This is a genomic window from Flavobacterium piscis (assembly GCF_031457575.1).
Taxonomy (GTDB): domain Bacteria; phylum Bacteroidota; class Bacteroidia; order Flavobacteriales; family Flavobacteriaceae; genus Flavobacterium; species Flavobacterium piscis_A.
The window spans coordinates 436,152-448,801 of the sequence record NZ_JAVDWQ010000001.1 but is presented as its reverse complement, the minus strand read 5'-3'; the positions used below and the strand labels follow the sequence as shown (position 1 = coordinate 448,801).

Annotated in this window: 13 protein-coding genes; 2 read left to right on the top strand and 11 right to left on the bottom strand. The window is 33.3% G+C overall.

Features of this window, described 5'->3' with window-relative positions; translation table 11 throughout:
* The 7 genes from J2W48_RS01885 to aspS form a co-directional block, all read right to left on the bottom strand.
* A complete protein-coding gene (locus J2W48_RS01885; RefSeq protein WP_310277211.1) occupies window positions 1-531 on the bottom strand; it encodes a complex I 24 kDa subunit family protein in 531 nt (176 codons plus the stop codon).
* A 171-nt stretch (window positions 532-702) separates the two neighbouring features.
* Window positions 703-1,941 (bottom strand): NADH-quinone oxidoreductase subunit D, encoded by a 1,239-nt coding sequence (locus tag J2W48_RS01880; protein WP_310277208.1) that lies wholly within the window; start codon window positions 1,939-1,941, stop codon window positions 703-705.
* A gap of 98 nt (window positions 1,942-2,039) precedes the next feature.
* The gene (locus J2W48_RS01875) at window positions 2,040-2,561 is read right to left on the bottom strand and encodes an NADH-quinone oxidoreductase subunit C (RefSeq protein ID WP_310277205.1); all 522 of its coding nucleotides are present in this window, start codon (window positions 2,559-2,561) and stop codon (window positions 2,040-2,042) included.
* Window position 2,562: 1 nt separating this feature from the next.
* Window positions 2,563-3,111, bottom strand: a complete 549-nt coding sequence (locus tag J2W48_RS01870) for an NADH-quinone oxidoreductase subunit B (protein ID WP_160375809.1) — start codon at window positions 3,109-3,111, stop codon at window positions 2,563-2,565.
* A 158-nt stretch (window positions 3,112-3,269) separates the two neighbouring features.
* The gene (locus tag J2W48_RS01865) at window positions 3,270-3,635 is read right to left on the bottom strand and encodes an NADH-quinone oxidoreductase subunit A (RefSeq protein ID WP_310277202.1); all 366 of its coding nucleotides are present in this window, start codon (window positions 3,633-3,635) and stop codon (window positions 3,270-3,272) included.
* Between the two features lie 243 nt (window positions 3,636-3,878).
* Window positions 3,879-4,073 carry a cold-shock protein gene (locus J2W48_RS01860; RefSeq protein ID WP_007137066.1) on the bottom strand — a complete coding sequence of 65 codons (195 nt, stop codon included), beginning with the start codon at window positions 4,071-4,073 and terminating at the stop codon, window positions 3,879-3,881.
* Between the two features lie 304 nt (window positions 4,074-4,377).
* Window positions 4,378-6,129: an aspartate--tRNA ligase gene (aspS, locus tag J2W48_RS01855; protein WP_310277199.1), complete on the bottom strand. Its 1,752-nt coding sequence runs from the start codon at window positions 6,127-6,129 to the stop codon at window positions 4,378-4,380.
* Between the two features lie 160 nt (window positions 6,130-6,289).
* Between aspS and J2W48_RS01850 the strand changes: the two genes are divergently transcribed.
* The gene (locus J2W48_RS01850; protein ID WP_310277196.1) at window positions 6,290-7,285 is read left to right on the top strand and encodes a TlpA family protein disulfide reductase; all 996 of its coding nucleotides are present in this window, start codon (window positions 6,290-6,292) and stop codon (window positions 7,283-7,285) included.
* Window positions 7,286-7,492: 207 nt separating this feature from the next.
* Window positions 7,493-7,840 carry a toxin-antitoxin system YwqK family antitoxin gene (locus J2W48_RS01845; RefSeq protein ID WP_310277194.1) on the top strand — a complete coding sequence of 116 codons (348 nt, stop codon included), beginning with the start codon at window positions 7,493-7,495 and terminating at the stop codon, window positions 7,838-7,840.
* A gap of 60 nt (window positions 7,841-7,900) precedes the next feature.
* Here the strand turns inward: J2W48_RS01845 and J2W48_RS01840 are convergent, their stop codons facing one another.
* The 4 genes from J2W48_RS01840 to J2W48_RS01825 all read right to left on the bottom strand — a co-directional run bounded on the left by J2W48_RS01840 (window position 7,901) and on the right by J2W48_RS01825 (window position 12,630).
* On the bottom strand, window positions 7,901-9,445 hold the full coding sequence (locus tag J2W48_RS01840) for a PepSY-associated TM helix domain-containing protein (protein WP_310277191.1): 1,545 nt from the start codon (window positions 9,443-9,445) through the stop codon (window positions 7,901-7,903).
* Window positions 9,446-9,449: 4 nt separating this feature from the next.
* A complete protein-coding gene (locus J2W48_RS01835) occupies window positions 9,450-9,752 on the bottom strand; it encodes a hypothetical protein (protein ID WP_310277188.1) in 303 nt (100 codons plus the stop codon).
* 12 nt (window positions 9,753-9,764) lie between these two features.
* Window positions 9,765-10,097 carry a hypothetical protein gene (locus J2W48_RS01830; protein ID WP_310277185.1) on the bottom strand — a complete coding sequence of 111 codons (333 nt, stop codon included), beginning with the start codon at window positions 10,095-10,097 and terminating at the stop codon, window positions 9,765-9,767.
* A 61-nt stretch (window positions 10,098-10,158) separates the two neighbouring features.
* On the bottom strand, window positions 10,159-12,630 hold the full coding sequence (locus J2W48_RS01825) for a TonB-dependent siderophore receptor (RefSeq protein ID WP_310277183.1): 2,472 nt from the start codon (window positions 12,628-12,630) through the stop codon (window positions 10,159-10,161).
* Window positions 12,631-12,650: the final 20 nt, after the last annotated feature.

Below are 12,650 nucleotides of genomic sequence, written 5' to 3'. Positions count from 1 at the left end.
TTATTTATCGTGTAATATTATTTTATCCTCTCTGCAATCAGCGATTAACTGATCGATTTTGTCTTCTGTCAATTTTTCTTTGTAGAAATCACCCAACTGCATCATCGGAGCGTATCCGCAGGCACCTAAACATTCTACACCGGCAATGGTAAACATTCCGTCCGGAGTTGTTTCGCCCATTTTAATGCCCAATTTTTCAGAAGTGTAATCCATTAAATTTTCGGCACCATTTAAACAACAACAAGAAGTCTGGCAAAATTCGAACATGTATTTTCCAATTGGTTTTTGGTTGTACATGGTATAAAATGTAACCACTTCGTACACCTCAATTGGTTTGATGTGCAAAATTTCAGCAACTTTATCCTGTAATTCAATACTCAACCAGTTATCATGCGCATCCTGCACCTCATGCAAAACAGGTAATAATGCTGATTTTCTTTTGTCTTCAGGATAATGACTAATCAATTCATTGATGCGGTTCATCAATGCTTCAGTCATGTTTATTTCTTGTTTGTAATGTTTATGTTCCATTTTTATTTTAGATTTTAGATTTCTGACTTTAGATTTTTCAATCTGTATTCTGAAACCTACATTCTGCAATCTTTTTTTAGTTTTTAGATTTTCAATCTGAATTCTACAATTCTTAATATGAGTTTTAGTTTTTTTAATCTGAATTCTAAAATCTAAACTCTGCAATCTTTTTTATGCGTCTAATTCTCCGGCAATTACATTTAAACTTGATAGAATAACAATTGCATCAGATAATAATGCGCCTTTGATCATTTCAGGATAAGCCTGGTAATAAATAAAACAAGGTCTTCTGAAATGTAATCTGTATGGTGTTCTGCTTCCGTCAGTGACTAAATAAAATCCTAATTCTCCATTTCCTCCTTCAACAGGGTGATAAATTTCTGCAACAGGTACAGGAACTTCTCCCATTACAATCTTAAAGTGATAAATCAATGATTCCATTGAAGTGTACACATCTTCTTTTGGAGGAAGGTAATAATCCGGGACTTCTGCATGATATTCGTTTCCTGCCGGCATTTTATCCAATGCCTGACGTATAATACTTAAACTTTCCCAAACTTCGGCATTACGAACGCAGAAACGATCGTAAGTGTCACCTGATTTTCCAACAGGAACAATAAAATCAAAATCTTCGTAAGAGGAATATGGCTGTGCCACACGAACATCATAATCGACCCCGGCAGCACGTAAATTTGGACCTGTAAATCCGTATGCCATAGCCTGTTCAGCAGTAATAGCCCCAACATTTACCGTTCTGTCAATAAAAATCCTGTTTCTTTCGAACAGGCTTTCGAATTCTTTCCAGGCAACTGGAAATTCTTCAAGGAATTTATCTAGTTTTTTGAAAGCTTCCAGGGACCAGTCTCTTTCAAAACCACCAATTCTTCCCATATTGGTTGTCAAACGGGCACCACAAATTTCTTCGTAGATTTCGTAAATTTTTTCCCTAAATTGAAAAACGTACAAGAAACCGGTATAAGCACCAGTATCAACACCTAAAATGGAATTACAAATCAAGTGATCTGTAATACGGGCCAATTCCATTACAATAACTCTTAAATATTGCGCTCTTTTTGGAACTTCAACTCCTAATAATTTCTCTAAAGTCATCCACCATCCCATGTTGTTGATAGGAGAGGAGCAATAGTTCATACGGTCTGTAAGAGGTGTAATTTGGTAAAAAGGACGATTTTCGGCAATTTTTTCGAAAGCTCTGTGGATGTAACCGATAGTCGGTTCAGCTTCCAAAATTCTTTCTCCATCCATCAACAGGATATTTTGAAAAATACCGTGAGTCGCCGGGTGTGTAGGGCCTAAATTCAGTACAGAAAGTTCACTTCCGTCTTCGTTTAGTTTCTCCTTAATTATTTTAGCATAACGATGCTCTGGTGATAATAATAGTTCTGACATCTTTAATTAAAAATTGATAATTGATAATTGATATTTTCCAATTAACTATTAATTTTTGTTTTTATATTACGTAATAATTATCAATTAAAAATTGTTAATTATGCATTAATTGTTGTTCTTCCAAAGAATCTGTCGTCTTTATCTGTTCTTCCGCTGTCTTCCATTGGAAATTCTTTTCGCATAGGAAAAGAAATCATCTCGTCCATATTCAAAATACGTTTCAATTGCGGGTGACCAATAAAGTTCACACCAAAGAAATCGTATGTTTCTCTTTCCATCCAGTTGGAGCTTAAGAATATGTTTGAAATTGTTTTTATCTCCGGTTTTTCGCCATTAAGAAATACTTTGATTTTGATACGTTTGTTATCATACCAGTTGTGCAAATGATAGACTATTGCAAACTGACGCTCTGACTCATTATCCGGATAATGAATTGCGCATAAATCTGTTAAAAAGTGAAAACGTAAATCGGTGTCATTTTTCAGAAAAAGAATTAATGCCGTGATTTTGTCAGCAGAAGTTTCTAATGAAAAAATATCTCTTTCCTGTTGAAAGTTAAAAACGCTTTCATTAAATGTTTCTACAAGTTTATCCTGAATAAGTGTGTTTTCTAAAGCCATCTTATGAAATATTATAGGAAGCTAATAATTCTTGGTATTCCGGAGAGCTTCTTCTTCTCACAGACTCACTTCTCACCAATTCTTGTAATTTCATTACGCCATCAACAATTTGTTCTGGTCTTGGAGGGCATCCCGGTACATAAACGTCAACCGGAATTACTTTGTCTATTCCCTGCAAAACAGAGTAAGTATCAAAGATTCCACCAGATGAAGCACAGGCTCCAACTGCAATTACCCAACGAGGTTCAGCCATCTGCTCATAAACCTGACGTAAGATAGGGGCCATTTTTTTAGAAATAGTTCCCATTACCATTAACATATCCGCCTGACGGGGTGAAAAACTCACACGTTCAGAACCAAATCGTGCTAAATCGTAATGTGAAGCCATTGTTGCCATAAATTCGATTCCACAACAAGATGTTGCGAAAGGCAATGGCCAAAGAGAATTCGCGCGTGCCATACCTACTACATCATTTAGTTTTGTGGCGAAAAAACCTTCACCAACAACACCTTCAGGAGGGGCAACCATATTTACATTTGAATCGCTCATTTTATTTTAGATTTTAGATTTCTGATTTTAGATTTTGCAAATCCTGAAAATCGAAATCAATATTTTAAAAATCAATATTATATTGAGAAATTTATTTTTCAAATCTAAAATTTTAAATTAAATCAATCTAAAATCTATAATCTGAAATCTAAATTTCTTTATTCCCAGTCTAATGCTTTCTTTTTGATGATGTAGAAAAAACCAACCAAAAGAAGAGACATGAAAATAATCATTTTCAACATTCCTTCGACACCTAATTCTTTAAAGTTTACCGCCCATGGATAAAGGAAAATCACCTCTACATCGAACAATACAAATAAAATAGCTACAAGGAAATATTTTACTGAAAATGGAATACGGGCATTACCAACAGATTCGATACCGCATTCGAAGTTTTTATCTTTTGTCTCCGAGGTTCTTTTCGGACCTAATTTTCCGGAAATAATGATAGTTCCTACCACAAAACCAACGGCCAAAATCAGCTGCATTAAAATAGGAAGATAACTGTATTGATCAGATTGCATAAACTTGGGGTTTTTACTTAAAAAATAAGCCACAAAGATAGCTTTCAACTCTGTAAATCACAAGCTAAAAAATGATTTAAGTATAGTGTGGAATGATGTTTAAGTGTAATTTTTATTGATTATAAATAAAAGCTCAGAGTTTTACATTTTTTTAACAAGAAAACAAAAAAAAAACGCTTCGAAATAAATCGAAACGTTTTTAAAACCATTCAGAGGCAAAAAAAATAAATTGCTATATTTTTCTTAGATAACTGCTACTTTAGCAGCAACTTTCCCTTTTCTTCCTTCTTCTTCTTCGTAGCTTACTCGGTCACCTTCGCGTAATTCTTCCGCGTTAATTCCTGAAGCGTGAACGAAGATATCTTTTCCTGTTTCTTCGTCTGTAATGAATCCATAACCTTTAGACTCATTGAAAAATTTTACTGTACCTGTACGCATTGTAATTGTAATAATAATTTATAATGAAGCAAATGTAATATATAAATTCATACAAAAAACAATAAGCTCTTAATTTTTTGCAAAAATTATTGATTTACAGTGTTTTCGCTATTTTAATTGCATCAAATTTAGTCTGTAAGTTCTTTAATTGAGAATCATTTATTGTGCCTAAAGTATTTATTTTGGTGATTTTGTTGTAATAAACAGACTACTTATTTAGGGGCTGATTTTTAATTTTAGGATTTGATAAAAAAAACAGCAACTAAATTAATTGCTGCTGCTTAGTGTTTTAATTTTAAAATTTTTATTTCAAATCCAACATAATGGATAATTCTTTCAGTTGCGAATCATCTATTGCTGCCGGTGCATCAATCATAACGTCGCGTCCTGAATTGTTTTTAGGGAAAGCAATAAAATCCCTGATGGTTTCCTGACCGCCTAAAATAGCTACTAATCTATCCAAGCCAAAAGCCAATCCACCGTGAGGTGGTGCCCCAAACTGAAAAGCGTCCATTAAGAATCCAAATTGTGCTTTTGCTTCTTCTTCAGTAAAGCCTAAATATTTAAACATTAATTGCTGTGTTGCTTTATCATGAATACGAATAGATCCTCCACCAATTTCATTTCCGTTTAAAACCATATCATAGGCATTTGCACGCACTTTTCCTGGTTCTGTTTCTAACAAAGCCATATCTTCCGGTTTTGGAGACGTAAAAGGATGATGCATGGCATGATAACGGCCGCTTTCTTCGTCTAATTCCAACAAAGGAAAATCTACAACCCATAATGGAGCAAATACTTCGGGATTACGTAATCCTAAACGAGTTGCTAATTCCATACGAAGTGCAGAAAGCTGCGCGCGTGTTTTATTTGCAGGACCGGAAAGTACAAAAATCATATCGCCGGGTTTTGCGCCTGTAATTTTTGCCCATTGACCTAAATCGTCCTGATCGTAAAATTTATCTACAGATGATTTGAAAGTTCCGTCTTCATTGCATTTTGCATACACCATTCCTGATGCGCCAACCTGAGGGCGTTTTACCCAGTCAATCAATCCGTCGATTTCTTTACGGGTATAATTTCCTGCGCCGGGAACAGCAATTCCGACAACTAATTCTGCAGTATTGAAAACCGGAAAATCTTTGTGTTTTGCAAATTCATTTAACTCGCCAAATTTCATTCCAAAACGAATGTCCGGTTTGTCATTTCCGTATGTTTTCATGGCATAATCGTAGGTAATTCTAGGGAATTTATCTACTTCAATACCTTTAATTTCTTTTAATAAATGTCTTGTCAGTCCTTCAAAAACATTCAGAATATCTTCCTGTTCTACAAATGCCATTTCACAGTCGATTTGTGTAAATTCAGGCTGACGGTCTGCACGTAAATCTTCGTCACGGAAACATTTTACAATTTGAAAATATTTATCCATTCCGCCTACCATCAATAATTGTTTGAAAGTTTGTGGAGATTGTGGCAAAGCATAAAATTGCCCTTCGTTCATTCGGCTTGGTACGACAAAATCTCTCGCTCCTTCCGGAGTCGATTTGATTAAGTATGGCGTTTCAACTTCGCAGAAATCCAAATCAGACAGATATTTACGAACTTCCATGGCTACTTTATGACGGAACAGCAAACTGTTTTTTACAGGATTTCTTCTGATATCTAAATAACGGTATTTCATTCTGATATCTTCACCACCGTCAGTTTCATCTTCAATTGTAAATGGAGGTGTTAAAGCTGCATTTAAAATCGTTAATTCAGAAACTAAAATTTCGATTTCACCGGTTGGAATGTTTTTGTTTTTGGCTTCACGCTCAATTACAGTTCCTTTTACCTGAATTACAAATTCTCTTCCAAGAGTTTTGGCTAATTCAAAAACAGTTTTATCGGTACGGCTTTCGTCGAAAATAAGCTGCGTAATTCCGTAACGGTCGCGCAAATCAACCCAATTCATAAACCCTTTATCGCGAGATTTCTGGACCCAACCTGCTAGTGTAACTTCGGTATTAATATTTGAGGCATTTAATTCGCCACAATTATGACTTCTATACATTGATCAAAATTTTAGACTGCAAAAGTAAACACAAAATTCAAATTAATATAGTAAAGTGTATAAGTTGATGAGTATTAAAATAAAATATTTTGTTAACAGGTAAATTTCTCACATAGAATTTCTTTAGATTTGATCTACTCAAAATAAAATAATGTTGATTATGAAAAAAGTTTTTCTTTTAGCTTTAATTGTCCTTAGTGTTTTTAGCATTCATGCTCAAACAAAGAATCAAATAAAATTTACTGCTAAAATTGCAAATAGAAACAGCGATACGTTAGTTATCCGTGGAGCAAATAATTTTATGCAAGTTATTCCAATAAATAAAAAGGAAATTTTTATTGCTACTTTTGAAGCACCAAAAGGATTTTATCAATTTTCAGACGGAATTGAAGTTTCTGGTTTGTATTTAAAACCAAACTCTGAAATTAATTTAACAATGAATGCCAAAGAATTTGATGAAACTATAGTTTATAAAGGTAAAGGTGTTAATGAAAGCAACTTTTTGGCTCAGCACGCTTTAAGAGATGAAAAATTTCAAAACGAGGCTTTTTCTAAAGAAGCTGCAGAATTTGCTGCTTTATTAGAAGCAAAGAAAAAATCAGATATTGAAAGTATTGATAAAGGGGATTATGATCCGGAATTCAAAATGGCTTTGAAAAATTCATTTGAACAGTTTAATCAATATGCATTTCAGATGTATGAAAGTTCTGCAAAAGCAAACAAGCTTAAAGGAAAACCTTCCCCGGATTTTAATTATGAAAATTATAAAGGAGGGAAAACAAAACTTTCTGATTTAAAAGGGAAACATGTTTATATTGATCTTTGGGCAACCTGGTGCGGACCCTGCAGAGCTGAAATCCCATTTTTACAAAAAATTGAAGAGAAATATCACGGTAAAAATATCGAATTTGTAAGTATTTCGATAGACAAGGAAAAAGATCATGAAAAATGGCAAAAATTTGTTGCCGATAAAAGTTTAGGTGGAATCCAGTTATTTGCGGATAAGGATTGGGAATCTGAATTTGTAACGAGTTATGGTGTTACCGGAATCCCGAGATTTATATTGATTGATCCAAACGGAAATATTTTAGAGTCCGATGCATCAAGACCATCTTCTCCGGAACTTCAGGCACAATTAGATGCCTTATTGAAATAATTCTTTCAAATTTACAACGTTATCGTAATTTAAGATATTTTTAAAAATACCAGTAAAACCAATGCCTGAGCATTGGTTTTTTTGTTATAGTCTGATTTCCAATGTTAAGTTTTTATTCAATGTTACCAAATTGTTAAGTAAAAGTTTTTTTAATGTAAACAATTATTTATATTTGATAAAGATTTGATAACATTAATACCTAAAGATATGAAAAAGTGTGTAATTTTAGTTGCAATATTGTTCTCTGGAATTTTAGTTGCACAAGAGACAAAACCTCAATTAGAAGCGGTTGGCAATAAAGTAAGAGCAACTTACTATTATGAAAATGGCAAAGTACAACAAGAAGGTTTTTTTAAAGAAGGTAAATTGGATGGTGTTTGGGTATCGTATGATGAAAGTGGAAATAAAAAAGCTATTGCAGAATATTCAGACGGGCTAAAAACCGGAAAATGGATTTTCTTTAATGAAAATAATATTTGTCAGGTAGATTATTCTAAAAGCAGAATTAATTCTGTTAAGAATTTAGAAGAAAAAATTGTGGCAAATAGAAATTAAGATGATTACCTAGTTAATTAAAAAGGAGAAAATTTTATTAAAATTTTCTCCTTTTTTTGTTTAGCTCTCTTTTGGTTTTAAAGAAAAGGCGACATAAAGTGAAATAGAAGCTAAAACAATCCAAAAAACATCTATAAAGAAAATCTGAATTTGATTTTGCATAAATGAATTCCAGAACCAATTTCCACTAACAATCCCGTTTACAATAGGGATTAAAAAGCCTAAAATACTTCCGGAAATTAAACACCATTTATTGGTATAAGCGTTATTTTTTCTAATAACAAAAAAGATTGTCAATAATAGCCATCCCCCAAAGTATAGGATAAATAGATTAGACTTACTTAACGGGTAAAAAAGTTTAGCTCCTATAAAAGCAAGTGCTGTAATTGGATACATACTTAAGCAGATTGCCAAATAAATACGAACTACTGCTTCATTAAAACGGCGTTTCTTTTGAGCTATGTTTTTCTTATCCCTGGCAATTAACCAAATCATTACACCGGAGATAATCACAAAACAAGTTATAATTCCCAGAACAAAACTTACTATTTTTAAGGCATATCCTCCATAATCGCCAAAATGTACACGATATAAAACATTTTTTACAATATCTAAATAATTGTTTTGTGTAATAGGATTTTTCTTTGCAATCTCTTTTCCGTCAGAAATGCGATACACTACTTTGCCTATACCAGTAAATTTCTTTTGACTTAATAATTCTCCTTCAACTAAGACATGCATATTGGCATCGCCATAATTTTGAATGAAAACACGGTTAATTTTAAAATCGGTCCAGTTACTTTTTGCTTTAGCAACTATTTTATTAATGCTGTAATTAGCAGTTAATAACTTGTTTTCAAATTTATAGTCAGGATCAGTATATTCTAATTCGTTGTACATTTTGCTTTGATCACCTTTGTAAAGTGTCATTACTGCCGGGGCCACAATTAACAGTTTAATCATAAAAAAGGCACCAGTTACAGCATAAACAAATTGAAAAGGTAAGCCAATCATTCCTAATGACGTATGTGCATCAGTCCATAATGTTTTGAGTTTTTCCCTTGGACGAAAAACATAAAAATTTGAAACAATTTTTTTCCAATGTAACAGAACGCCTGTTATAATTGCAAACAAAAAAAATAAAGCTATAAATCCCGAAAGATAATAGCCTACCGGATATGGAATTTGCGCTAAAAAATGCAACCTGTATAAAAACTCTCCTAGAGAATAAGATTCTTCATAAGTGAAAGATTGGAAGTTTTTAGTATCCAGATAAAAAAACTGACCTTCCTTTTGTTTGGCTGGAGCCAGAGTATCTTTCGTACCTTCTAAATAAATAGAAACTCTTCTTTCATTGCCTGGTTTAGAAATAGTAATATTTCTTCCATGCAAAATATATTGCTTATCAAGTGTGTTTAAAGCGGTATTGTAATCCAGCTGTATTTCCTTAGTAACATTGGTTGATTCATTTCTTTCCCAATTGATAATTTCATCTCTGAAAAACGAAAAAGACCCTGCGAAAAAAATCACAAAAAGAACTACACTGATGACAATTCCGCTAACAGTATGAGTATGAAAATAAATATTATAATTGCGATTACTCATAGTTTTATTGTGCAATTGGATTATAGGTTTGCCCCAAATATATTAAAAGAGAAAAAAGTAAAGTAAGGAATAAATATATTCCCCATATTTTTAATCCGCTTTTTGCCAAAAATGCAATGATCATAAGCGCTACCCAAAGGATGAATCCACTAAAAGCCATTGTGATAAGAATATTTGCCCGATTAAACCAGGAAGCTAAAGCCAAATGGAAAGTGATTGAAACAAAATAACCCCCTAGAATGGCCGCTGTTATTTTGGCAAAGCGATGCCATTTGGATTGAGTTAAGTATTTTGGATTTGCCGGCATAGTTTAGGATAATTAGTTGTAATAAAATTCTAAGAGAGCCACAATTATAAAAAGTAATAAAATAACTTTACGGCTAACTTTTTTTAGTGGCATTAAAATGATAATCAGACTTCCAATTGTCATGAGCTGAATAAAAAACATAAGGGTGCCACAACACAAGGATTGTGTAAAAAGCCAAAATAAATAGGCAGATAAAAGTAAAATTAATCCTGTAATTTTGGTTTGTTTTGGATTTTTCCGCATCCATTTTTCAAAACCTGAATCATAGGATAATACAGCTCTTTTTGATGTGTAGTATAAAGTGTAAAAAGCTAAAAAAACGATAATGGTTGCTATAGTTATCATGGTTTTAGAATTATAAACACCCTTCCGGTAATCCAGAAAGGGTGTCATTGATTATTATTATCTAAAATTTATAAGTAAAACTTGCTGCTATTGCTCTTGGATCTTTAGGATGTATAGTAGACCAGCCATCGTAAATTTCTTTATTCGCAATATTATTTAGTTTAAGAGTAATAGTGAATTTCGCGGCACTATAAAAAACAGAGGAGTTTATTACAGTGTATTCAGGAATTGTAAACGTCCCTGCAACATTTCTGTTCATGATCATGTTATCGCCAACATAATTTCCTCCAAACCCTAAACCAAAGCCTCTTAAGAAACCGTTTGTAAATTTATAACTGGCCCAAAGGTTTGCCAGGTTTCTAGGTCCTGCATTTTCCGATCTGCGGTTTACAAAGTCAGGATCTCCTTTTGTTAAAACTGCATCATTATAACTGTAACCCAAAACAATGTTTAAACCATTTATTGGGTTTGCAACAAATTCTGCTTCAAAACCTTTGTTTTTCTGACCTCCATCCTGATAGGTAGTCTGGTTATTTGGTAGTTCGGCATCTGGATCTGCTGGATCTATGTAAGGGGTTTCTACAACATATACCTGATCAGTAACTTTAATATCATAGTAGCTAAAAGTAGCATAAAGTTTATCTTTAAAAAGATTCAATTTAGTACCTACTTCAAACTGATCTGCATGTTCAGGATTAAGTACCAAAGGAGTTACAATTGTAGCCTGACGGTTTTGACCTGGTGCAACGTTAACAAATCCATTCATGTAATTTGCAAAAAAAGAAACTTTATCCAAGATTGGCTGATACACTAGCCCAAATTTTGGAGAAAAAGCTGTTTGGTTGTAACCATCATTTTTAGCATTCATAAAGCGGTCAACACGCAAACTTAACATGGCGGATAATGCAGGTGTAAAGTTGATTACATTCGATGCATAAGCACTGTATGTTTCTTGTTTTGTTCTATTATCGTTTCTTGGACTATTTCCAATGATTGCATCAGATCCAGCTTTTGTTAAATCTCCGGTATCGCCATTCGTAGGTCCGAAAAGTGCATTAAAAGAGGCTAAATCATTTCCAATATAGATATAACCATTTCCAAAATATCCAGTACTACGATCAGTAGCAGTCCTTTTGAAATAATCAAAACCAACAACAATTCTGTTTCTTATACTTCCAATATTAAAATCACCGTTAAAATTTTGTTGAATGTCTGTTGTTATATTTTGATTGTCCTGATCAGTAAAAAAACGAGCCAGGACAATTCCCTCTGTAATTGAGGCAAAAGCCTTATTACTAGTGCCTTCATATAAATAGGCATAGTTTCCTTTAGATCTTGCAGAACTTGTAGAGAAAATGGTCTGAGAACTCCATTGATCAGAAAGTTTATAATTCATTTGTGTCTGAATGTTATAAGAAGGCGTTTTCATAGTCAGTTCGTTACTAGTGTAAGAACGTTTGTTGTCATAATTTAATTCATCAATATTATGAACTCTTAAAGGAGCACCTCTGTCTAAAAACAGCATAGTTGGGTTTGTAGATTCGCTGCTCATAAATTCAGTATTAACTAAAAAGGATAATTTCTCATTTACTTCGTAAGATAAAGAAGGGGCAATAAAAAAGGATTCCTTAAAGCCTGCGTCCTGAAAACTTTCTTGTTTGTTGTATGCTGAGTTAACTCTGAAATTTAAACTTTTTTTATCATTCAAAGGTGTATTCAAGTCTACAGTTACACGGTTTAAACCGTAGCTTCCTACAGTATAATTAATATCTCCTCCAAAAGTTTTATAAGGTTTTTTTGTAGTCGTATTTATTAAACCTCCATAAGAGATTAAGCTGCTTCCAAATAAAGTTCCGGATGGACCTCTAATGATTTCTATTTTATCAATATTGGCAGGATCTAAACTTCCATTTGTTAATCCAGGTAAACCATTAACCATAGTAGGTTGAACAGGAAATCCTCTGAGAGAATAATAAGCTGCTCCATCTCCAGCACGCCCTGTAGCAGCCCAAAGAGGTGTGATACCAGATGCATTTTTCAAAGCATCATCAAAATTAGTCACAACTTGTTCTTTTAATAATTCTCCTGTAATAGTAGTGTAGGATTGTGGATTTTCAAGATTTTTAAGAGGTAATCTCGATACTTGTCTTGTTTCTTTACGGGCGAAATGATTTGTTCTGCCGCTATTGATTACAACTTCTGTTAGCTCTTCTGAATTTGAAATTAAGTTGAAGTTTTGTGTTATTTCCTGACCTTCAGTAACTGTTGTTTTTTTCTCTGAACTTATGTAACCTACAGCAGATACCTTAATAGTGTAAGTACCAGGTTTAACATTTTTTATTTTATAGTTTCCGTTAGCGTCTGTTATTGTTCCCCATCTGGTTCCTTTTAAAGCGATTGAAATTCCATCTGGAGATTCGTTATCGTTCAAGGTTATCTGTCCTTTAATAGTGGCTTTCTCCTGAGCCCAGACATTTGTACTTGCTAGCAAAATAAAGAATAAACCTAGTGGTATTGTAAATCTTATTTTCATCTTATTTAGAATTGTTTTTG